General features: G+C 70.3%; 17 protein-coding genes. 8 read left to right on the top strand and 9 right to left on the bottom strand.

Annotated features, from left to right (window positions below):
* Window positions 1-38: 38 nt before the first annotated feature.
* Both ACWGI8_RS04215 and ACWGI8_RS04210 read left to right on the top strand, forming a co-directional pair.
* Window positions 39-1,097 (top strand): potassium channel family protein, encoded by a 1,059-nt coding sequence (locus ACWGI8_RS04215; RefSeq protein ID WP_453658579.1) that lies wholly within the window; start codon window positions 39-41, stop codon window positions 1,095-1,097.
* A 185-nt stretch (window positions 1,098-1,282) separates the two neighbouring features.
* A complete protein-coding gene (locus tag ACWGI8_RS04210) occupies window positions 1,283-2,275 on the top strand; it encodes an NAD(P)H-quinone oxidoreductase (RefSeq protein ID WP_453658548.1) in 993 nt (330 codons plus the stop codon).
* 184 nt (window positions 2,276-2,459) lie between these two features.
* Here the strand turns inward: ACWGI8_RS04210 and ACWGI8_RS04205 are convergent, their stop codons facing one another.
* The 6 genes from ACWGI8_RS04205 to ACWGI8_RS04180 all read right to left on the bottom strand — a co-directional run bounded on the left by ACWGI8_RS04205 (window position 2,460) and on the right by ACWGI8_RS04180 (window position 10,260).
* Window positions 2,460-2,996, bottom strand: coding sequence for a bacterial proteasome activator family protein (locus ACWGI8_RS04205; protein WP_453658546.1), 537 nt, complete (start codon window positions 2,994-2,996; stop codon window positions 2,460-2,462).
* A 98-nt stretch (window positions 2,997-3,094) separates the two neighbouring features.
* Window positions 3,095-5,953, bottom strand: a complete 2,859-nt coding sequence (locus tag ACWGI8_RS04200) for an FtsX-like permease family protein (protein ID WP_453658544.1) — start codon at window positions 5,951-5,953, stop codon at window positions 3,095-3,097.
* On the bottom strand, window positions 5,950-6,717 hold the full coding sequence (locus ACWGI8_RS04195; protein WP_453658542.1) for an ABC transporter ATP-binding protein: 768 nt from the start codon (window positions 6,715-6,717) through the stop codon (window positions 5,950-5,952). Before ACWGI8_RS04195 ends, ACWGI8_RS04200 begins: the two co-directional genes overlap by 4 nt.
* 103 nt (window positions 6,718-6,820) lie before the next feature.
* Window positions 6,821-7,432: a PadR family transcriptional regulator gene (locus ACWGI8_RS04190; protein ID WP_453658540.1), complete on the bottom strand. Its 612-nt coding sequence runs from the start codon at window positions 7,430-7,432 to the stop codon at window positions 6,821-6,823.
* Between the two features lie 129 nt (window positions 7,433-7,561).
* Window positions 7,562-8,407: a hypothetical protein gene (locus ACWGI8_RS04185; protein ID WP_453658538.1), complete on the bottom strand. Its 846-nt coding sequence runs from the start codon at window positions 8,405-8,407 to the stop codon at window positions 7,562-7,564.
* Window positions 8,408-8,568: 161 nt separating this feature from the next.
* Entirely contained in the window at window positions 8,569-10,260 is a 1,692-nt protein-coding gene (locus tag ACWGI8_RS04180) for a protein kinase domain-containing protein (RefSeq protein WP_453658536.1), read from the bottom strand.
* 303 nt (window positions 10,261-10,563) lie between these two features.
* Between ACWGI8_RS04180 and ACWGI8_RS04175 the strand changes: the two genes are divergently transcribed.
* Complete coding sequence (locus ACWGI8_RS04175; protein ID WP_453658534.1) at window positions 10,564-12,213, top strand: protein kinase domain-containing protein; 1,650 nt, start codon at window positions 10,564-10,566, stop codon at window positions 12,211-12,213.
* A gap of 20 nt (window positions 12,214-12,233) precedes the next feature.
* On the opposite strand, the gene ACWGI8_RS04170 is transcribed toward ACWGI8_RS04175, so the two are convergent.
* Together ACWGI8_RS04170 and ACWGI8_RS04165 are read right to left on the bottom strand one after the other, a co-directional pair.
* On the bottom strand, window positions 12,234-13,322 hold the full coding sequence (locus ACWGI8_RS04170; RefSeq protein WP_453658532.1) for a phosphotransferase: 1,089 nt from the start codon (window positions 13,320-13,322) through the stop codon (window positions 12,234-12,236).
* A 164-nt stretch (window positions 13,323-13,486) separates the two neighbouring features.
* On the bottom strand, window positions 13,487-14,146 hold the full coding sequence (locus ACWGI8_RS04165; RefSeq protein WP_453658530.1) for a response regulator: 660 nt from the start codon (window positions 14,144-14,146) through the stop codon (window positions 13,487-13,489).
* 323 nt (window positions 14,147-14,469) lie between these two features.
* Here ACWGI8_RS04165 and pdhA point away from each other — a divergent pair, with 323 nt between their 5' ends.
* From pdhA to ACWGI8_RS04150, 3 genes are read left to right on the top strand one after another with little or no spacing between them, the layout of a single operon-like run.
* Window positions 14,470-15,633: a pyruvate dehydrogenase (acetyl-transferring) E1 component subunit alpha gene (pdhA, locus tag ACWGI8_RS04160; protein ID WP_453658528.1), complete on the top strand. Its 1,164-nt coding sequence runs from the start codon at window positions 14,470-14,472 to the stop codon at window positions 15,631-15,633.
* A gap of 3 nt (window positions 15,634-15,636) precedes the next feature.
* A complete protein-coding gene (locus tag ACWGI8_RS04155) occupies window positions 15,637-16,617 on the top strand; it encodes an alpha-ketoacid dehydrogenase subunit beta (RefSeq protein ID WP_453658526.1) in 981 nt (326 codons plus the stop codon).
* Window positions 16,618-16,627: 10 nt separating this feature from the next.
* Window positions 16,628-18,052 (top strand): dihydrolipoamide acetyltransferase family protein, encoded by a 1,425-nt coding sequence (locus ACWGI8_RS04150; RefSeq protein ID WP_453658524.1) that lies wholly within the window; start codon window positions 16,628-16,630, stop codon window positions 18,050-18,052.
* 90 nt (window positions 18,053-18,142) lie between these two features.
* Here the strand turns inward: ACWGI8_RS04150 and ACWGI8_RS04145 are convergent, their stop codons facing one another.
* Window positions 18,143-19,078 carry a D-alanyl-D-alanine carboxypeptidase family protein gene (locus tag ACWGI8_RS04145; protein ID WP_453658522.1) on the bottom strand — a complete coding sequence of 312 codons (936 nt, stop codon included), beginning with the start codon at window positions 19,076-19,078 and terminating at the stop codon, window positions 18,143-18,145.
* 325 nt (window positions 19,079-19,403) lie between these two features.
* Between ACWGI8_RS04145 and ACWGI8_RS04140 the strand changes: the two genes are divergently transcribed.
* Together ACWGI8_RS04140 and ACWGI8_RS04135 are read left to right on the top strand one after the other, a co-directional pair.
* A complete protein-coding gene (locus ACWGI8_RS04140) occupies window positions 19,404-20,057 on the top strand; it encodes a GntR family transcriptional regulator (protein WP_453658520.1) in 654 nt (217 codons plus the stop codon).
* Window positions 20,054-21,337, top strand: a 1,284-nt coding sequence (locus ACWGI8_RS04135) for an MFS transporter (RefSeq protein ID WP_453658518.1), incomplete at its 3' end; no start/stop codon positions are given. The genes ACWGI8_RS04140 and ACWGI8_RS04135, both read left to right, overlap by 4 nt.

Raw genomic sequence — 21,337 nt, 5'->3', positions numbered from 1 at the left:
GAAGGGTGTTTCACGTGAAACTTCCCGGTCATGACGTCATGGCCCGGAATGCCGAGGAACAGCTGGCCGCTGCGCGGGTCAACATGCCGCGCCGTGTCGTCGAGCGTCCCCTGCGCCAGGTCGGCAAGCGCCTGCTGATGGCGCTGTTCGTGCTGGTGCTCACGGTGTTCATCGTCTGGCTCGACCGTGGCGGCTACCACGACAACGCCGACGGGCGAGTCGACTTCCTCGACTCCGTCTACTACGCGACCGTCACCCTCTCCACCACGGGTTACGGCGACATCGTCCCGCACAGCGACAGTGCCCGGCTGGCCAATGTGCTGCTGGTGACGCCGCTGCGCGTGCTGTTCCTGATCATCCTGGTCGGCACCACTCTTGAGGTCCTCACCGAGCGGACCCGGGAGGACTGGCGGCTGAGTCGCTGGAGGGCCACTTTGCGTGACCACACCGTAGTCATCGGCTTCGGTACGAAGGGACGTTCCGCGCTTCAGACCCTGTGCGCGACGGGTCTGAAGAAGGAGCAGGTCGTCGTAGTGGATCCGAGTTCAAAGGTCATCGAGGCGGCCAACGCGGATGGGTTCGCGGGGGTCGTCGGCGATGCGACCCGCAGTGATGTGCTGATCCGTGCCGAGCTGCAGAAGGCGCGCCAGATCGTCATCGCCACTCAGCGCGATGACACGGCGGTCCTGGTCGCGCTGACCGCGCGGCAGCTCAACCGGGGAGCGAAGATCGTCGCAGCGGTGCGCGAGGAGGAGAACGCTCCTCTGCTGCGCCAGTCCGGTGCCGACGCGGTGATCACCAGTGCCAGCGCGGCGGGCCGGCTGCTCGGGCTGTCCGTGCTGAGTCCGTACGCGGGCACGGTGATGGAGGACCTGATCCAGCAGGGCAGCGGGCTCGATCTGGTCGAACGGCCAGTGATAAAGAGCGAGGTCGGCAAGAGCGTCCGGGAGACGGACGACCTGGTGGTGAGCGTGCTGCGGGGGCACCGGCTGCTGGGTTACGACGACCCCAAGGCCAGCCCGTTGCAGCTCACGGATCGCCTGATCACCATCGTGCGGGCGGAGAACAGCCATCATCCGGTGCCCGGCACGGACTGACAACGCGCGACCCGCGCGGACCGAGCCGCGTTCGGCACGGACTGACAACGTGCCCCGCGCGGACCGAGCCGCGCCCGGAATGGACCGAGCCGCGCCCGGCACGGACCGCCCCCGGGCCGCGTGGTCTCGGCGGGCGCGGCAAGGTCGCCCGGCGCGTACCGGGTGGTCGGAGTAGCCTCGCGGCCATGCATGCGATCACGATTCCCGAACCAGGTGGTCCCGAGGCGCTGGTCTGGGCGGAGGTGCCCGACGCTGTGCCCGGCGAGGGGGAAGTCCTCGTCGACGTTGTCGCGAGCGCGGTCAACCGCGCGGATCTGCTGCAGCGACAAGGCTTCTACGAACCGCCGCCCGGCGCGTCCCCGTACCCCGGGCTGGAGTGCTCGGGCCGGATCGCGGCGCTCGGTCCCGGAATCTCCGGGTGGCGTGTCGGCGATGAGGTGTGTGCGCTGCTGGCCGGCGGCGGATACGCGGAGAAGGTGGCCGTTCCGGTGGGACAGCTGCTGCCGGTGCCGGAGGGCGTCGACCTGGTCACGGCGGCGGCGCTGCCGGAGGTGACCTGCACGGTCTGGTCCAACGTGTTCATGGTGGCGCATCTGCGGCCCGGTGAGACGCTGCTGGTGCACGGCGGCGCGAGCGGGATCGGCACGATGGCGATCCAGCTGGCGAAGGCGGTCGGGGCCCGGGTCGCGGTCACGGCGGGCGGCCCGGAGAAGCTGGCGCGGTGCGCGGAGCTGGGCGCGGACATTCTGATCGACTACCGCGAGCAGGACTTCGTCGAGGAGCTGCGGAAGGCGACGGACGGGGCCGGGGCGGACGTCATTCTCGACATCATCGGCGCGAAGTATCTGGACCGGAATGTGCGGGCGCTGGCCGTCAACGGCCGTCTCGCCGTGATCGGGCTGCAGGGTGGCGTGAAGGCCGAGCTGAACCTCGGGGCGCTGCTGGGGAAGCGGGCGGCGGTGACGGCGACGTCGTTGCGGGGGCGGCCGCTGACCGAGAAGGCGGCGATTGTGGCGGCGGTGCGCGAGCATGTGTGGCCCCTCGTCGAGGCCGGGACGGTTCGAGCGGTGGTTGATCGCACCGTGCCGATGCCGGAGGCGTCCGAGGGGCACCGGGCGCTGGATTCGGGTGCCCACGTGGGCAAGGTGGTGCTGGTCGCGCCCACGGCTGAGGGGTGACCCACGGCTGAGGGGTGACCCACGGCTGAGGGGTGACCCACGGCCGAGGGGTGACCCATCGCTGAGCTCTGAGCAGAGGGGCAACGAGCCCCGACAACGCCGCGGGCCCCGTTCCCCCCGAGGGGAGCGGGGCCCGGCCGCTTGCGTCGCCGGAGGTACGTGCGTGGCTGGAGTACGTGCGTCGCTAGAGGTAGGGGCCCGAGCGGATCGCGCCGTGGGGGTTGTCGTCGTCGTGAGGGGCACCCGGGGGGAGGGCGCGGCGCATCTGTTCGAGCTGGGCGCGGGCCGCCATCTGCTGGGCGAACAGCGCCGTCTGGATGCCGTGGAACAGGCCCTCCAGCCAGCCGACCAGCTGGGCCTGGGCGATGCGCAGCTCCGCCTCCGAGGGCACCGCCTCGTCCGTGAACGGGAGCGACAGGCGCTCCAGCTCCTCGACGAGCTCCGGAGCGAGGCCGTCCTCGAGCTCCTTCACCGAGCTCGCGTGGATCTCCTTGAGCCTGACGCGGCTCGCCTCGTCCAGAGGCGCCGCCCGCACTTCCTCCAGCAGCTGCTTGATCATGCTGCCGATGCGCATGACCTTCGCAGGCTGTTCGACCATCTCCGTCACCGGGACCTCGCGCGACTCGTCGTCACCGTCACCGCCGCCGAGCGCCATACCGTCCTGTCCCAGGATGAGGACATGGGGGCTCTCCTGCGACCGTTCATTCCTCGGCATCTCCATGCCGTCCATTCTCTCGCACAAGTGGTTCACCACACGGTGTGCCCCCGTACCGGGGTGATCCACCCTGGTACGGGGGCACAGGTCCATCACGGATGGGCTCAGGTCGCCGCGCGGCGGGCCAGGGCCCCGCGGGAGCGGGTGACCAGGGCCGCCAGGACGGCCGCGCCGAGCGGGACGGCGATCAGCAGGGCGGCGAGGGTCTCCCAGGGGAGGATGATCGGGACGTTCGGCGGGCTGTCGACCCCGCCGAAGCCCGAGTCGAGGGCCTCCTCGTACCACTTCAGCTCCTGGCGGTGCTCGGTCAGTCGCAGTCCGACCGCCGGCAGCACACCCGCCGCCGAGCCGAGCACCACACCCATCGCCGCGACCACACCGCACTGGAAACCGCTCAGCGTGCGACGGACCCGCGGCGGGGCGCCGACGGCAGCCAGCGTCTTCAGGTCCGCCTCGGCATCGGCCTGGGCGAGCCCGGTCGCGATACCGGCCGCACCGATGGTGATCAGCCCGGCGAAGACGGTGAGCGCCAGCAGCACGATGCCGCTGTCGCTGGTGTAGCCCTCCTCGATGTGGAGGGCGACATCGGCGCCGGTCTTGTCGAGCTCACCGTCCAGCTTCTGCCGCTGCTCGCTGCTCGGCATCCGGTCGGTCGAGTAGTACGCCCCGAAGGGGACGGCGGTGATGCCGGAAGCCTTGGCTGCGGCCGGCGGAAGGATCAGCGACAGCCCGTACGCGTTCACGTCTCCGGCGACCTGGTGAGCGGGGAAGGTCTTGACCGGTCCCGGAGCTTCCTTGCCCTCCTCCATCGCCTTGTCGGCGGCTTCGTTGTCGGTGATCAGACGGATGCCGATCGAGCCGCTCTTGTCGACGTTGCGCTTGTCGAAGGAGACGATCTTGCCGTCCGCCAGGGCCTTCGCGGCCGCGGGGTCGTCGATCGCGAGCACCTTCAGCAGCTTCGCGTCACCGACGATCACACCACCCGGCAGGGTGATCAGCCCTTGGTTCTCCTTGCAGCGCCAGTCCTTGGCGAGCGCGCGACGCTGGGCCTTGGTGAATTTCTCGGCCGGGTCCTCATTCCCGGTCGAACTCCACAGCGGGCACTGGTGCGCCTTGGGTACGACGACCTCGTAGCGGCCACAGCCCTCGGTACCGCCGCCGTACTGCCCGCAGTTGACGTTCCCGACGACGATGCGGTCCACGTCGGCCTGCACATCGACCGGCAGGTATTTCTGCACGGCCGCCCGGGCCGCCGGGACGTCCCGGCCGCCGGGCTCGTCGAGCCCCAGAAAGACCGCGCCGTGCGGCAGCTCCGCCTCGTAGGCGGCTTCCTCCTGGGCGTCCTTGCTCGCGGCGTACGTGGCCACGGCGACGGTTCCGGCCACCGCGGCCAGTACCGCGGCCACTGCCGGAGCGGTGCGGCCCCGGTTGCGTACGGCGTCGCGCAGCGCGAGCCGCGGCGAGAGCGGCAGCCAGCGGCCTGTCCGGCCGAAGAGGCCGACCAACGCGGGGGTGAGGGCCACGATGCCCAGCTCGGCGAGCGCGCTTCCGCCGGCGACGACGACGAACTGGTCCGTGTAGACGGACCCGTACAGAGCGATCGCCGCCCCGAGCAGTACCGCGACCAGCCCGATCACGGGAAGCACCCTGCTGCTGCGGCGGACGCCCCGACGCCCTGTGAGGGAGGCCAGAACGGTCTGCCGGGAGGCGGTGACCGCCGGGACGATCGCGGCCAGCAGACCGGTGATCACCGCGAGCAGCCCGATGCCGAGCAGCTCCAGCGGCCGGATGTCGAAGTCGCCGAAGCGCGCACCCATCTGCTCCTCGAGCAGGGGGCGCAGGGCAAAGGTCAGGACAAGACCGAGGACCGTGCCCACGACCGCCGCCGCGAAGCCGATCACCAGACCGCCGGACAGGACGATGGCGCGGATGTGGTGGCGGGCGCCGCCATTGGCACCGACCAGTCCGAGCTGGCGGCGCGACCGCCGGGCGCCCACGGCGAAGGCGGGACCGGCCAGCAGGCAGATCTCCAGCATGGCGAGGCCGACGACGGTGCCGACCGCGGCGAGCGCCGCCGCCTGCGCGGCCGTGCTCTCCACGTAGTCGCCGCCCCCGTCTTGCTGGTCGTAGAGCGGTACGTCCGAGTCGGCGGGCGGGGCGAGCTGAACGGCCCGCGACATCACCGTCACACCCTTGGCGTTGGCCTCCTTGACCATGTTCCACGTGAAACTGCCCGGAACGCTCACCAGATAGCTCGTGTTCTTCTCGGCGCCGGGCAGCTTGTCCGCTGCGAGCGCCTTGTCGAGCGGGTCGAGCAGGGCGCCGGGGACCGCATTGACCTGATCGGTCTTGAGAGAGTTGGGCAGCTCGTACGAGCCGACGATCGTGTACTCCCGGTCGAGGCTGCGCGCCGAGAGCTTCGAGCCCACGCTCAGCCCGCTGGACTCCAGGAAGTGGGTCGTCGCGGCGACCTCGTCCGTCCCCTTGGGGAACCGGCCGTTGACGAGCGTCATGATTCCCGCGGCCATCGGGTCCGCGGCCTTGAGCTCACGGATCTCGGTGTTCAGCAGGCCGTGCGCCGTGCGGAGCTTGCCGAAGCCGTTCGAGTCCTCCAGCCACTCGGTGCCTGCCGGGAAGGCCTTCTTGACGTCGTGGTCGCCCGTCGGCCACGGCTTGTCCTCGAAGTCCCCCACCGGGGCGTAGTTGTCGCCGTTGGGGCTCTGGTAGATCGGTGCACCGCCCATACCGGGGTCGGTGAAACTGGCGTCTGCGGCACCGAGCTTGCGCTCCATGGTCTGCTCGGTGGAGAGCTCGGCGCTGCGCAGTGTCAGATCGGCCGCGCTCACCCCGAGGATCGGCAGGGCGATCATCGACAGGACGAGGAAGCTGCGCCCCTTGGAGCGGATGGCGTCGCGGCGGGCTATGCGGACCGCGGCACGCCAGGAGTGGTACCAGTTCTTCACCGTTCGGCCGCCTGCCCGGTCAGCAGGGAGTCCGCTTCGCTACGGACGGTCTGGTCGACGACCGCGCCGTCGCGGAGGAAGACGACCCGGTCGGCCCAGGCCGCGAAGCGCGGCTCATGGGTGACGAGGATGCCCGCCGCGCCCGCGTCGCAGCGGGCGCGCAGCAGGGCGAGGACGGATTCGCCGGTCTCGGAGTCCAGGGCTCCGGTCGGTTCGTCGGCGAGGACGAGGCGGCGGTCGCCGACGAGAGCACGGGCGATCGCCACCCGCTGCTGCTGGCCGCCGGACATCTCGTCCGGGAACCGGTCGGCGAGATGGCCGAGGTCCATCTCGGTGAGGGCGGCGACGGCTTCGGCGCGGGCCTTGCGGGCGGAGGTGCCGTCGAGTTCCCGCGGCAGGGCGATGTTCTCGGCGGCAGTGAGCGCCGGGATGAGGTTGTAGTCCTGGAAGACGTATCCGATGCTGCGGCGGCGCAGGGCGGCGAGGGTCTTGCGGTCGGCAGCGGTGATGTCGGTGTTCTCGACGATCACACGGCCCGAGGTCGGGGCGTCGAGGCCGCCGGCGATCGTGAGGAGCGTGGACTTGCCGGAGCCGGACGGGCCCATGACGGCGACGAGTTCACCGGGGAACACATCGAGGTCGATGCCGCGCAGGGCGTGTACTTCGGTGGCGCCGCTGCCGTGAACGCGGGTCAGGTTCTGCAGTTGCAGCACTGGCTGTCGGGACTGCCGGGACTGCCGGGACTGCTGGGAGTGGTCGGACATGGAGGGGTCCCCCCTTGGGCGTACGCGGAAGGCGCACGCGAGCGGATGTGCGGAGAGCGGACGTGCAGAGAGCGGATGAGAAGACGGGACGGGGCACCGGGACTCAGCCCCGCCGCCCCCGGTGGTCGTGGGCCGGAGCCGGAGCCTGGGTGGGTGGGGGTGCAGGCTCCGGATTGCGGGCCGCCGTGGAGAGCCGGATGAGCCGGGCCTCGCAGTGGTCGAGCCAGCGGGCCTCCGCCTCGGTCTGGAAGATCAGCTGTTCCAGTACGAGCAGCCAGGCGATCTCGTCCCGCCCTGAGGGGGCGGTCTCCAGTGCCTGAGCCTTGAGCCGGGTGTAGTCCTGCATCGCCTTCACGGTGTGGCGGCGCTGGGACTGGATGACGTTGCGGATGTCGACCGCGGGTGCCCCGACCGCCATGGCGAGCTTGATCGCCAGCTCGTCGCGGGCCGGGCTGGTCCGGTCGACCGGCCGCTCGAACCAGGCTTTGAGTTCCTCGCGCCCGGCTTCCGTGATGACGTAGAGCGTGTGGCCGGCCTCGTCCTCGCCGTCCTGAACGACCATGCCGTCGCGCTCCAGCCGGCTGAGGGTCGTATAGACCTGGCCGACGTTGAGCGGCCAGGTGGCTCCGGTGCGGGACTCGAACTCCGTGCGGAGCTGGGACCCGTAGCGGGGGCCGCGTTCGAGGAGGGCGAGGAGGCCGTGGCGAATCGACATACCCAGTATGTATACCGGGTATGCCGAGTACGGCAACCATCCTGAGACGGACCTCGCGTGTAGGTCGTACGAGGGACGGATGGGTCGGTGGATGGCTTGAGAGGTGCGCCTGGTGTGGCCTACGGGGTCTCAGCTGCGGCGCAGCCGCAGTCCCATGTACCCGAGGCCGATCCCCATCAGGGCGCATCCGGCACCCAGTGTCAGTACCGGGATCTGTCGCTCGAGCGGCTCGGCGACGGCATGCACGGCCCCCTGGCCGGAGGCGGGGTCGGTGAGTGCCGGGGTGGGTGCCGGGGGCGGCGGAGCGGAGGGCGGCATGGCGGCGTCCACGTCGTCCACGTCGTCCATGTCGTCCGTGTGCTGCGCCGTCGGCTCCGCCTCGTGCTCGTGCTCGTGATCGCGCTGATGCTCGTCAGGGTGTTCACGCTCATGCCGCCGATCGGGCGACCGGGTCGCGCTGTCGGAGGGGGCGGCCGTACGGCCGGGGCGCTTGCGACCCTCCCCCGCCTGCCGCCCGGCGAGTGACGGTGAAGCGGACGTGGAGGCCTCCGGGGCCGGCTTCCTGGCGGGCCCCTCGGCAGGTTTGTCGGCGGCGTTCGGGGCGGCCTCAGGGGCGTCGTTATCGGCTCCGGGCCGCCACTTCGTACCGCTGTCCTGCGCCGAACCGGGTTTGTCGTGCCTTTCGTCGCCACTCCTCTCCGGGAGTGACGGGCGTGAGGTCTGCCTCGGCGCAAGCCCCGTCGGGGCGGGTCCGGGGCCGTCTCCGGGGGCGTCCTCACCGGAGTCCTCGGCATGCGCCCTTGGAGCGTGGTCCGTCTCACGGGCGTCCCTGGTATCCCTGGCGTCCCTGGCGTCCCGGGAGTCCTCGGTATGGGTCGCGGGACTGCCGGCGTACGCGTACGTCGTCGCGACGGGTATGGCCAGCGCGAACGCCGCGATGGTCGTCGCGCAGTGCATACGGAACTTCGGAGCCACCGGATGACCCCCTCCCGAGCCAGGTCGCCGAGATGTCGGACTCAGCGTCACATGCAGGGGTGTTTCCGGCATCTCGGGCAAAAAGAACGCCCGGCAAGCGAACGGCCCGGCACACACACGTGTACCGGGCCGTCCGAAGGAACTCCGAAGAGCGTGGCGAGCTACTGGGACTCGGCCGGGTCACCCGTGGAGACCTCCAGGGTGAACTCGACATCGTCCGCCGAGACCTCGGTGCCGGCCGGCGGGTACTGCGTGATGATCGCGCCCTCGCCGTACACGGCCTCGTTGACCGGGCGCTCCGACTTCACCGACCAGCCCGCGGCCTGGATGCACTCCTTGACCGAGGCGACGTTCTTGTACGTGAAGTCGGGCACGACGACCTTTTCCGGGTCCTGGCCCTCGTCGGGGGAGGTGCACGCCTCCTTGTCGATCGTCTTGCTCAGGTCGGGTCCCCTGTGCCCCGCCACCGCCGAGTCGCTCGGCGACGGGGTGCCGCCGCCCCCGTCCCCGTTGCCACCCGTGATCACCTTGATCGCGATCAGGCTGGCGATGACCACGACCGCCACCACGACCGAGCCGAGGATCAGCGGCATCCGAGAGTTGCCCGAGCGGCGGGCCGAACCGACCGGCTGCTGGGGCGAGATGCCGTACGGCGCCGGAGAGGGCGTCGGGGTCCGGTACGCGGGGGCGGGCGCCGGGGCCGGCGCCTGCTGCGGGTAGCCGTAGGTCGGAGGAGGTGTCGAGGCCCCTTGAACCGGACCCGGACCCGGACCCGGACCCGGACCCGGAGCCGTGGTCGGCGGGCCGTAGGGACCCGGCTGGTACGGCTGCTGCACGCTCTGCGGCGGCGGCGCCGGAGCCGACTGGTCCACCGGCGGGAACACCGCGGACCCCACACCCGCGCCGCTGTTCGTCGGCGCACCCTGCACGATCACCGGCGCGCCCGTCTGACCCGCGCTCGCGACCCGCAGGCACTCGTCATGCATCGCGGCAGCGCTCGGGAAGCGCTCGTTCGGGTTCTTCTTCAGCGCCCGGCCGACCAGCGCGTCCATCGCCGGGGTCACCGAGCGGTTGATGGAGGACGGAGCGACCGGCTCCTCCTGCACGTGGGCGTACGCGATCGCGAGCGGCGAGTCCGCGTCGAACGGCAGCCGGCCCGTCAGCAACTGGAAGAGCATGATGCCGACCGAGTACAGGTCGGAGCGCGCGTCGACCCCGCGCCCCAGCGCCTGCTCCGGCGACAGATACTGCGGAGTACCGACGACCATGCCGGTCTGCGTCATCGACGTGACGCCCGACTGCATGGCGCGCGCGATACCGAAGTCCATGACCTTGACGACGCCGCGCTTCGTCACCATCACGTTGCCGGGCTTGATGTCCCGGTGGACCAGGCCGATTTCATGGCTGGTCTCCAGGGCCGCCAGCACATCCGCGGTCACCTTGAGCGCCTTGTCCGCGGGCATCGCGCCGTGCTGCCGGATGTCGGCCTGCAGCACCGATCCGAGAGGCTGGCCCTCCACGTACTCCATGACGATGTACGGCATCACGCCGCCGTCGCCGGCGGAGCCGCTGAATGTGACCGTGTCCTCGCCGGTGTCGAAGACCGACACGATATTGGTGTGGGACAGCTTGGCGACGGCCTGTGCCTCGCGCCGGAACCGCTCGCGGAAGGACTGTTCGCGGCCGAGTTCCGTGTGCAGCGTCTTGATGGCGACCTGCCGGTCCAGCGCGCTGTCGTACGCCAGATACACGGAGGCCATACCGCCTTCGCCCAGCAGGTCGCGAAGCTGGTAACGGCCGCCCGCTACCGAACCGCCCGCATAGCGGCCGCTCTGTGCGCCGTCCTGGCTCATGACTGTGCTTCCCCCTAGACGCGCACCGTCGAGCGGTGACAGCGGTGATCCGTATTACGGGCCAAGTCTGCCCGAGGGCACGGACACGTCAAGCCAGGTGCCCGTTCCGTGACCGTACGCACAAGAAGCGTCCCGTAAGCGTTACAGGAACGGCACGCGATTTGCGTGGGTGCACCGGCAACGGGTTCTATGGCCGGTCCATCTCGAACCGGCATGCCACGAGAAGCCTGTAGCGTGACGTGGCAAAGCACCCGAGGGACGCTCGCGCAAGGGCAGCGCGGCAAGATACGACGGCGAGGACTGATGGCACCCGAACCCGAAGCAAGTGGCGGAGGAGTGTCGGATGCCGCGGACTCCTGGGGCGTCGGCGGACTGGTCGGCGACGGCCGCTACCGGCTGACCCACCGTCTGGGCCGCGGCGGCATGGCCGAGGTGTTCGCGGCCGAGGACGTACGGCTCGGCCGTACCGTCGCCGTGAAGCTGCTCCGGGCCGACCTCGCCGAGGACCCCGTCTCCAAGGCGCGCTTCACACGTGAGGCGCAGTCGGTCGCCGGACTCAACCACCATGCCATCGTGGCCGTGTACGACTCCGGCGAGGACGTGGTGGGCGGCCAGTCCGTCCCCTACATCGTGATGGAGCTGGTCGAGGGCCGCACCATCCGCGATCTGCTCATCAGCGCCGACGCGCCGCCGCCCGAGCAGGCGCTCATCATCGTCTCCGGTGTGCTGGAAGCGCTCGCGTACTCGCATCAGCACGGCATCGTGCACCGCGACATCAAGCCCGCGAACGTCATCATCACCAACGGCGGTGCGGTGAAGGTGATGGACTTCGGCATCGCGCGCGCCCTGCACGGCGCGCAGTCGACGATGACCCAGACCGGCATGGTCATGGGCACGCCGCAGTACCTCTCCCCGGAGCAGGCGCTCGGCAAGGCCGTCGACCACCGTTCCGACCTGTACGCGACCGGCTGTCTGCTGTACGAACTGCTGGCGCTGCGTCCGCCGTTCACCGGCGAGACCCCGCTCTCCGTCGTCTACCAGCACGTCCAGGACATGCCGGTGCCGCCGTCCGAGGTCTCGGACGTGGCCCCGCCGGAGCTTGACGGCCTGTCGATGCGCGCGCTCGCCAAGGACCCGGACGACCGGTTCCAGAGCGCCGAGGAGATGCGCGGACTGGTGCAGTACGGGCTGCAGATGCTCCAGCAGCAGGGCAGCCACACAGGCGCGTGGAACACCGGCCCGGTCGAGCTGCACGAGGTCGGCCACACCGCGGTGATCGGCATGGGGGCCACGACCGCGATGGGTCACCCCATGCACGGGGACACCTCCCAGGGCCCGATACTGCCGCCGCGCAACCCGGACGACGGGGCGTACCACGGCGGCGGGCTCGGACAGGGCGGCGGCAGGGGCGGCGGCCGCGGCAAGGTGTGGCTGTTCGTCGCGCTCGCGGTGATCGCGATCGTGGCGGGTGTGGCCTTCGCGGTGGACCGGGCGAACAACACCGGGACCAAGGACAAGGACGACACCAACGTCACCGACACCACCCCGACCAAGTCCAGTGTCTCGCCCACGCCGTCGGAGACGGAGAGCGAGGAGAGCGAGGAGCCGGACTCGTCGACGGGCGGCAACGAGGAGTCCTGGACGCCGTCCAATCCCCCCACGGACAACCAGCCGTCCACGCCGGAGACCCCGACCGACGGCGGCCCGTCCGGTACGCCGTCCACGACCGAGGGCACGGACTCCGGTACGAGCACGGGCACGGACTCCGGCACGACCGAGGGCACGGATTCCGGTACGAGCACCGGCACGGACTCCGGCACGACCGAGGGCACGGATTCCGGGACGAGCACCGGCACGGACGCCGGGACGAGCACCGGCACGGACACGGGTACGACCACGGGCACGGACGCCGGGACGACCGTCGGCGCGGACGCCGGTACGACCGCCGGCTGACCGGGCCCCTGCCTTCGCCCTCACCCTGCGAAGGCCTCGCACACCGCCTCGTACTCCCGCGTCCACCACACCGCCAGGGCCGACACCGCAGGAAACTGCGGGTCGGCCCTTCGGTCGTGCAGCTGGTAGCGCCAGCGCAGTATCCAGAAGTCGTTGAGCCGCTCCCACCACACCCGGTGCACCGCGGCCGCCAGCTCCGCGCAGTCCGCCCCCGCCGCCCGCCGGTAGGCGCGCGCGTACGCCCGTACCTTCGCCAGCTCCAGCTCTCCCGCGGGCTGTACGAAGAAGATCGCCGCGGCCCGTACGGCCTCCTCGGCGCGCGGCTGCACTCCCAGCCGGTCCCAGTCGACGATCGCGGCGGGCTCGGCGCCCTGGTACAGCAGGTTCAGCGGGTGGAAGTCGCCGTGCACCCAGCCGCTGGCGGCGCCCGGGGGCGGCCGTCGGTGCGCGTGCCGCTCCAGCAGGGCGCGGCGCTCCAGCAGCCGGTGCTCGGCGAGCGCGTCGAAGGTGTCCCGGGGGCGGTGGCCGCGAGCCAGGTCCAGCAGTCGGTCGATGAGGGCGAAGGTCTCGTCGGGGTCGGCGCTGTCGTGCTCCCGGCTGTGGTCCCGGCTGTGGTCATTGCCGTGGCCGTGGCCGTGGCCGTGGCTGGGGTCGTGGCCGTGCTTCGTGCCGGGCGGGCCCGACTCCATCACCCGCTCCAGACCGGTGTGCACCAGACCCAGCAGCGCTCCGAGCCGGCGCGATTCGAGGGTGGTGAGCTGGGCGCCGTCCCGGTGCCGGCCGTCGATCCAGGGGTGCAGGGCGTAGCAGCGGCCGCCGATGACCGCGACGGTGTCGCCGGCCGTGTCCGTGACGGGCGGGGCGACCGGGACGCCGAGCGACTGCAGCCGCTGGGTGGCGAGGTGCTGGCGGGCGATGGTGTCGCGGTCGGCGGTCGGCGCGTCGAGATGGTGCTTGAGGAAGTAGGCGCCGCGGGTGGTGGCGAGGCGGTAGCCGCGGTTCAGGAGGCCCTGGGTGACGGGCTCGCAGGAGAGGGGTTCGCCGGCATTTTCGTACCGGCGCAGGAGCGCGCCGAACGGAGGCGGGGCAGTAGCAGATGAGCGCGGCACTCGCCAGATGTTAGATCACTCAGCGTGTCGATGGAGTCGCCGCCCGAAATAGCCCGAGGGCCTTTGGTCCCGAGCGCGTCAGCCGATCCCGAACGCGTCACCCGGACGATCCCGTCCGTCCGGGTGATCCTTCCGCCGCCGCCCGGATCAGGGCCTTACGGACCTCAGCGCCGCTCCGCCTGCATCCTCGCCACATACGCCGCGGCCTGCGAGCGCCGCTCCATGCCCAGCTTGGCGAGCAGGCTGGAGACGTAGTTCTTGATGGTCTTCTCGGCCAGGTGCAGCCGCTCGCCGATGGCCCGGTTGGTCAGACCCTCGCCGATCAGATCCAGGATCTTGCGCTCCTGGTCGGTGAGGCTCGCCAGCTTGTCGTCGGCCTTGGGGTTGTTGGCGTCGCGCAGCCGTTCGAGGACGCGCGCGGTGGCGACCGGGTCGAGGAGCGACTTGCCCGCCGCCACGTCCCGTACGGCGGTCAGCAGTTCGGCCCCGCGGATCGCCTTGAGGAGATATCCCGAGGCCCCGGCCATGATCGCGTCGAAAAGGGCTTCGTCGTCCGCGTACGAGGTGAGCATCAGGCATTTGATGTCCTCGTTCCGGGAACGGATCTCACGGCACACCTCGACCCCACTGCCGTCAGGAAGGTGCACGTCGAGCACTGCCACATCGGGGCGGGTCGCGGGAATCCTGGCCAATGCGTCCGCGGCGGTACCGGCCTCGCCGACGACCTCGATGTCCTCCTCGACGGACAGCAACTCATAGACGCCGCGCCGCATGACCTCGTGGTCATCGACCAGGAATACGGTGATTTGTCCCTCTTCGTGCACGAAAGAAGTCTCACATATTCACTCTTCCAATGCCCGGGGTGCCCGGGATAACGTGCCGGTGTTCCGGCAGCCTGCAGGGCTGTGACCAGTGGTTGTTCCCGCATTTCTCGATTTACTTGGAAATCCAAGCAAAATCGCAGGTCAAATGGGGTTTCGCAGTAATGGACCCCACTGGGTAACGTGCCTTTGGCAGGGCGCTCGCCGGGGCACCTGTCACGCCTGTTCCCGGCCGAGCCGCACCCACCCCGTGCACCGACGGATACAGGCGAGCCGCACTGGACCCCGGCGGACCCCGGGGGCCGGACCGACGGAGGAGCACGCACGTGACCGTGGAGAGCACTGCCGCGCGCAAACCGCGCCGCAGCAGTAAGCGCGCCAGCGCCAGCGCCGCGAAGAAGCCGCAGACTTCCGAGCCCCAGCTGGTACAGCTGCTGACGCCCGAAGGTGAGCGGGTCGAGCACCCGGACTACGACATCGACCTCAGCCCCGAAGAGCTCCGCGGGCTCTACCGGGACATGGTCCTCACCCGCCGCTTCGATGCCGAGGCGACCGCCCTCCAGCGCCAGGGCGAGCTGGGCCTGTGGGCCTCGCTCCTCGGCCAGGAGGCCGCCCAGATCGGCTCCGGCCGTGCGCTGCGCGACGACGACTACGTCTTCCCGACCTACCGCGAGCACGGCGTCGCCTGGTGCCGCGGGGTCGACCCGACGAACCTGCTGGGGATGTTCCGTGGCGTGAACCACGGCGGCTGGGACCCGAACAGCAACAACTTCCACCTGTACACCATCGTGATCGGCTCGCAGACGCTGCACGCGACCGGCTACGCGATGGGAGTCGCCAAGGACGGCGCCGACTCCGCGGTGATCGCCTACTTCGGTGACGGTGCCTCCAGCCAGGGCGACGTCGCCGAGTCGTTCACCTTCGCCGCGGTCTACAACGCCCCGGTCGTGTTCTTCTGCCAGAACAACCAGTGGGCGATCTCCGAGCCCACCGAGCGCCAGACCCGCGTGCCGCTCTACCAGCGCGCGCAGGGCTTCGGCTTCCCCGGCGTCCGCGTCGACGGCAACGACGTGCTGGCCTGCCTCGCCGTGACCCGGTCCGCGCTGGAACGCGCCCGCCGCGGTGAGGGCCCGACGCTGGTCGAGGCGTTCACGTACCGGATGGGTGCCCACACCACCTCCGACGACCCCACCAAGTACCGGCACGACGACGAGCGGCAGGCCTGGGAGGCCAAGGACCCGATCCTGCGTCTGCGCACGTACCTGGAGAACGAGGGCCACGCCGACGAGGCGTTCTTCACCGCGCTCGACGAGGAGAGCGACGTGCTCGCCAAGCGCGTCCGCGAGGCCGTCCGTGCCATGCCCGACCCGGACCACATGGCGATCTTCGACAATGTCTATGCCGACGGGCACGCCCTCGTCGACGAGGAGCGCGCGCAGTTCGCCGCGTACCAGGCCTCCTTCGCCGACGCGGTCGAGGAGGGCAAGTAAGCCATGGCCGTAGAGAAGATGTCCCTCGCGAAGGCGCTCAACGAGTCGCTGCGCAAGGCCCTCGACACCGACCCCAAGGTCCTCATCATGGGTGAGGACGTCGGCAAGCTCGGCGGAGTCTTCCGTATCACCGACGGGCTCCAGAAGGACTTCGGCGAGGAGCGGGTCATCGACACCCCGCTCGCCGAGTCCGGCATCGTCGGCACCGCGATCGGTCTCGCGCTGCGTGGCTACCGCCCGGTCGTGGAGATCCAGTTCGACGGTTTCGTCTTCCCCGCGTACGACCAGATCGTCACCCAGCTCGCGAAGATGCACGCCCGCGCGCTCGGCAAGATCAAGATGCCGGTCGTCGTCCGTATCCCCTACGGCGGTGGCATCGGCGCGGTCGAGCACCACTCCGAGTCCCCGGAGGCCCTCTTCGCGCATGTCGCGGGCCTCAAGGTGATCTCTCCGTCGAACGCTTCGGACGGCTACTGGATGCTCCAGCAGGCCATCCAGAGCGACGACCCGGTGATTTTCTTCGAGCCGAAGCGGCGCTACTGGGACAAGGGCGAGGTCGACACCGAGGCCATCCCCGGCCCGCTGCACGCCGCCCACGTCGCCCGCCCCGGCACCGACCTCACGCTCGCCGCATACGGGCCGATGGTGAAGGTCTGCCTGGAGGCCGCCGCGGCCGCCCAGGAGGAGGGCAAGTCGGTCGAGGTCCTGGACCTGCGCTCGATGTCCCCGATCGACTTCGACGCCGTCCAGAAGTCCGTCGAGAAGACCCGTCGGCTGGTCGTCGTCCACGAGGCCCCGGTCTTCTACGGCTCCGGCGCGGAGATCGCCGCCCGCATCACGGAGCGGTGCTTCTACCACCTGGAGGCGCCGGTGCTGCGGGTCGGCGGATTCCACGCCCCGTACCCGCCGGCCCGGCTGGAGGAGGAGTACCTTCCGGGTCTGGACCGGGTGCTCGACGCCGTCGACCGCTCGCTGGCGTACTGAGGAGAGGGTCGTGACGACGATGACTGAGAACGCGGCTCGCTTCCGTGAGTTCAAGATGCCCGACGTGGGCGAGGGACTCACCGAGGCCGAGATCCTCAAGTGGTACGTACAGCCCGGCGACACCGTGACCGACGGCCAGGTGGTGTGCGAGGTCGAGACGGCCAAGGCGGCCGTCGAGCTGCCGATCCCGTACGACGGCGTCGTGCACGAGCTGCGCTTCGACGAGGGCACCACGGTGGATGTCGGCACCGCGATCATCACGGTGGACGTGGCGCCGGGGTCGGGCCCGGCCGAGGAGCCGCCGCCGGCGGCCACCGAGCCCACGCTCGCGGCCGCCGAACCGGAGGCCGAGGCCAAGCCCGCGGCCCGCCAGCCGGTGCTGGTCGGCTACGGCGTGGCCGAGTCCTCCACCAAGCGCCGCCCGCGCAAGGGCACCTCGGTGCCCGAGCAGGCGCAGGCCGCGCAGGTCCGGGCGGCCGTGCAGGCCGAGCTGAACGGACGGGGGACCGCCGCACCCGCCGCGGCGCGGCCGCTCGCCAAGCCGCCGGTCCGCAAGCTGGCCAAGGACCTCGGCGTGGACCTCGCCACGGTCGTACCGAGCGGGCCCGACGGGATCATCACCCGCGAGGACGTCCACGCGGCGGTGGCTCCCGCGGCCCCCGCCGCCGCCCCGGCGCCGGTGCAGCCGGTGCAGGCGCCCGCCCCGGCCGCGGAGCCCGTTGGCGTGGCCGGCGCCCGCGAGACCCGTGTCCCCATCAAGGGCGTACGGAAGGCCACCGCGCAGGCGATGGTCGGGTCCGCCTTCACCGCGCCGCACGTCACCGAGTTCATCACGGTCGACGTCACGCGCACGATGAGGCTGGTCGAGGAGCTCAAGTCCGACAAGGACATGGCGGGGCTCCGCGTGAACCCGCTGCTGCTCATCGCCAAGGCGCTGCTGGTCGCGATCAAGCGCAACCCGGAGGTCAACGCCGCCTGGGACGAGGTGAACCAGGAGATCGTGCTCAAGCACTACGTCAACCTGGGCATCGCCGCGGCCACCCCGCGCGGTCTGATCGTGCCGAACATCAAGGACGCGCACGACAAGACCCTGCCGCAGCTGGCCGAGTCCCTGGGCGAGCTGGTGGCGACGGCTCGTGAGGGGAAGACGACCCCCGCGGCCATGCAGGGCGGCACGGTGACCATCACCAACGTCGGCGTCTTCGGTGTCGACACCGGTACGCCGATCCTCAACCCGGGCGAGTCCGCGATCCTCGCGGTCGGCGCGATCAAGCTCCAGCCCTGGGTCCACAAGGGCAAGGTGAAGCCCCGCCAGGTCACCACTCTGGCGCTCTCCTTCGACCACCGCCTGGTCGACGGCGAACTGGGTTCCAAGGTCCTGGCGGACGTCGCCGCGATCCTGGAACAGCCGAAGAGGCTCATCACCTGGGCCTGACCCGGTCATCACCCGGGCCTGACCGGCTCATGAAAGAGGTCCCGGGACGCGGCGCGCGTCCCGGGACCTCTTCCGTTCGTTCAGGCGTGATCAGTCACGCTGTGCGCCGGCCGGGAGCGAGCGCAGCTCCATCGTCCGGGCGGTGGTGGAGCCGAAGCCGTAGTCCAGCAGCTTCGCCGCGTCGTTGAAGCGGTCGGTGCCGTTGAGGATGACGCCGACGTAGGTCTTGCCGTTGCGGGTGGCGGCGAAGACGAGGCACGGGCCCGCGGCCGTACCGGTGCCGGTCTTGACGCCGATGGCGCCGCTGTAGGAACCGAGCAGCTTGTTGGTGTTGTACCAGGTGTACGTGCGGGTGCCGCCGGTGCTCGTCGTCGCGGTGGTCTTGTACGACGTCACCTTGACGACGTCACGGAAGGTGGCGCTGCTCATCGCGTGGCGGGCGAGCTTCGCCAGGTCCCACGGGGTGGTGTAGTTGTTCCCCGTGGTGGAGATGCCGTCGAACGAGTCGAACTTGGTGTTCACCAGGCCGAGCTGGGTGGCCTTCTTGTTCATCTTGCCGATGAACGACTTGGTGCGGGCGGCGGTCGTCGTGCCGGTGCCGTAGGCGTCGGCAAGGGCGTACGCGGCGTCGCAGCCGGACGGCAGCATCAGCCCGGACAGCAGCTGGCGGACCGTCAGCTTGTCACCGGTGCGCAGGTCCGCGGTGCTCGCGCCGTTCCTGACGACGTAGTCCCGGTACTCCTGCTTGATGGTGACCTTCTTGTTGAGGTCCACGCCCGGAGTGGTGAGGACCGTTATGGCCGTCACCAGCTTCGTGGTGCTCGCCATCTGGCGGCGCGTGTTGTTGGCCTTCCCGTAGATGGCCTTGCCGTCCGCCTGGTCGAGGAGGAAGCCGCCCTTACCGCTGATGGTCGGGATCGGCACCGCCGCCTGCGCGGGCGCGGCCAGGGGCGAGGCCGTCAGCAGCAGACCGCCCGCGAGAGCGACGGTGGCGGCGCGGCGCAGGCCCTTGTGGCTGAGTATCAAAGGAAACGCTCCGATTTGTCGCGAATGCGTCGGAAGTCGCAACTTCCAAAGTCGATTTGGGACCCGAGGGAAAGGAGGGTCCCGATACAAGACACACGAGTGGGACAGATGGATGCACGGATGTTGCACAGATCTCGCGCGAACATCATCGGGGCTTCCGGCGCCGCCCCGTGTCCGGGACACGCCCCCGCACCCGGACACGCCCCGGGGACCGGTCCGCACACGTCCCGCGGGAGTCCTGACTGCGCCCTGGATGAGTCCTGGATGCATCCTGCATGCTGGACAGAGACTCCTGTTGCACCCTTGTTGTATCTAAGCTGTGCACATGCCCGCCGCCTCCATCAGACAGCCCCCTGCCGCCGAGCGCGTCTACGCCCACATCAAGCAGGCCGTACTCGACCGCCGCTACGAGGGCGGCACGCTGCTCACCGAGGGCGAACTGGCCGAGGCCGTCGGAGTCTCCCGCACCCCCGTGCGTGAAGCGCTCCTCAAGCTGGAGATGGAAGGGCTGCTGAGGCTCTATCCGAAGAAGGGCGCCCTGGTGCTCGCCGTCTCCGCCCAGGAGATCGCCGACGTCGTCGAAACCCGGCTGCTGGTCGAGGAGTTCGCCGTCCGCAAGGCCGTACCGGCTCCGCCGCGGCTGATCGAGCGCCTCGAGGAGCTGCTGGAGGAGCAGAAGCAGCGCGCCGAGTCCGGCGACCTCGCCGAGGTCGCCGTCACCGACCGCTGTTTCCACGCGGAGATCGTCCGCCACGCCGGGAACGAGATCCTCTCCCGCCTCTACGACCAGCTCCGCGACCGCCAGCTGCGGATGGGCGTCGCCGTGATGCACTCGCACCCCGACCGGATCGCCAAGAACATCGCGGAGCACGCCGAGATGCTGGAGGCCATCAGGGCCGGCGACACCGAGCTGGCCGCGCACTGTGTGCGCCAGCACCTGAGCTGGGTCAAGGTGCTCGTCCGGGGTGAGGAGCGATGAGTTCGGCAGGACCGGGAGGTGCCGTCTCACTGCCCGGTGACCCGCCGGGCGGACGCCGGGCCCTCGTCGTCTGGGGCATCGGCGTCGCCGTCTACTTCGTCGCCGTCGTCTTCCGTACGTCCCTGGGCGTCGCCGGACTCGACGCCGCCGACCGCTTCGACGTCAACGCCTCCGCGCTCTCGACCTTCTCGATACTCCAGCTGCTCGTCTACGCCGGCATGCAGATACCCGTCGGCCTGATGGTCGACCGGCTCGGCACCAAGAAGGTGCTGACCCTCGGCGTCGTCCTTTTCACCGCGGGACAGCTCGGCTTCGCGCTCTCCCCCTCGTACGGCACGGCCCTCGCCTCGCGCGCGCTGCTCGGCTGCGGCGACGCGATGACCTTCATCAGCGTGCTGCGCCTCGGCTCACGCTGGTTCCCGGCCCGGCGCGGGCCGCTCATCGCGCAGATCGCCGCGCTGTTCGGCATGGCCGGCAATCTCGTCTCGACCATCTTCATCTCCCGGCTGCTGCACGGCCTCGGCTGGACCGCGACGTTCGCCGGCAGCGCGGCGGCCGGAGTGCTCGTCATGGTGCTGCTCGTGCTCTTCCTCAAGGACCATCCCGAGGGATGCGAACCGGCCCCCGCCGAGCACGCCGGAGCCGCCTTCGTCCGCAAGCAGATCGCCCTGTCCTGGCGTGAGCCCGGGACCCGCCTCGGTATGTGGGTGCACTTCACCACCCAGTTCCCCGCCATGGTGTTCCTGCTGCTGTGGGGTCTGCCCTTCCTCGTCGAGGCACAGGGGCTGTCCCGGGAGACCGCGGGCGAACTGCTGACCCTGGTGGTGCTCTCCAACATGGTGGTGGGTCTGGTGTACGGGCAGATCATCGCCCGGCACCATGCCGCGAGGGCGCCGCTCGCGCTCGGCACGGTCGCGGTGACGGCCGCGGTATGGGGCGCCACCATTGCCTACCCGGGCGACCGGGCCCCGATATGGCTGCTGCTCATACTCTGCACGGTCCTCGGCGCCTGCGGCCCCGCCTCGATGATCGGCTTCGATTTCGCCCGCCCCGCGAACCCGCCGGAGCGCCAGGGCACGGCCTCCGGAATCGTCAACATGGGCGGGTTCGTCGCGTCCATGACCACACTGCTGGCCGTGGGCGTCCTGCTGGACGCGACCGGCGACAACTACCGGATCGCGTTCTCGTCGGTGTTCGTCCTGGAGGCCCTGGGCGTGCTCCAGATCCTGCGGCTACGGGCACGCACGGTGCGGCTGGAGCGGGAACGGCTGGTGGCGAGC

This window comes from Streptomyces sp. NPDC054841, from assembly GCF_053611045.1.
The sequence above is the reverse complement of the archived record's forward strand: the minus strand, read 5'-3'. Positions and strand labels throughout refer to the sequence as shown.

What these genes read in the sequence shown, in the direction of transcription:
- ACWGI8_RS04210 (WP_453658548.1), top strand. Translation starts at nt 1,283, where the DNA reads ATGCATGCGATCACGATTCCCGAACCAGGTGGTCCCGAGGCGCTGGTC.
- ACWGI8_RS04190 (WP_453658540.1), bottom strand. Translation starts at nt 7,432, where the DNA reads ATGTCGATTCGCCACGGCCTCCTCGCCCTCCTCGAACGCGGCCCCCGC.
- ACWGI8_RS04180 (WP_453658536.1), bottom strand. Translation starts at nt 10,260, where the DNA reads ATGAGCCAGGACGGCGCACAGAGCGGCCGCTATGCGGGCGGTTCGGTA.
- ACWGI8_RS04205 (WP_453658546.1), bottom strand. Translation starts at nt 2,996, where the DNA reads ATGGAGATGCCGAGGAATGAACGGTCGCAGGAGAGCCCCCATGTCCTC.
- ACWGI8_RS04195 (WP_453658542.1), bottom strand. Translation starts at nt 6,717, where the DNA reads ATGTCCGACCACTCCCAGCAGTCCCGGCAGTCCCGGCAGTCCCGACAG.
- ACWGI8_RS04175 (WP_453658534.1), top strand. Translation starts at nt 10,564, where the DNA reads ATGGCACCCGAACCCGAAGCAAGTGGCGGAGGAGTGTCGGATGCCGCG.
- ACWGI8_RS04140 (WP_453658520.1), top strand. Translation starts at nt 19,404, where the DNA reads ATGCCCGCCGCCTCCATCAGACAGCCCCCTGCCGCCGAGCGCGTCTAC.
- ACWGI8_RS04155 (WP_453658526.1), top strand. Translation starts at nt 15,637, where the DNA reads ATGGCCGTAGAGAAGATGTCCCTCGCGAAGGCGCTCAACGAGTCGCTG.
- ACWGI8_RS04215 (WP_453658579.1), top strand. Translation starts at nt 39, where the DNA reads ATGGCCCGGAATGCCGAGGAACAGCTGGCCGCTGCGCGGGTCAACATG.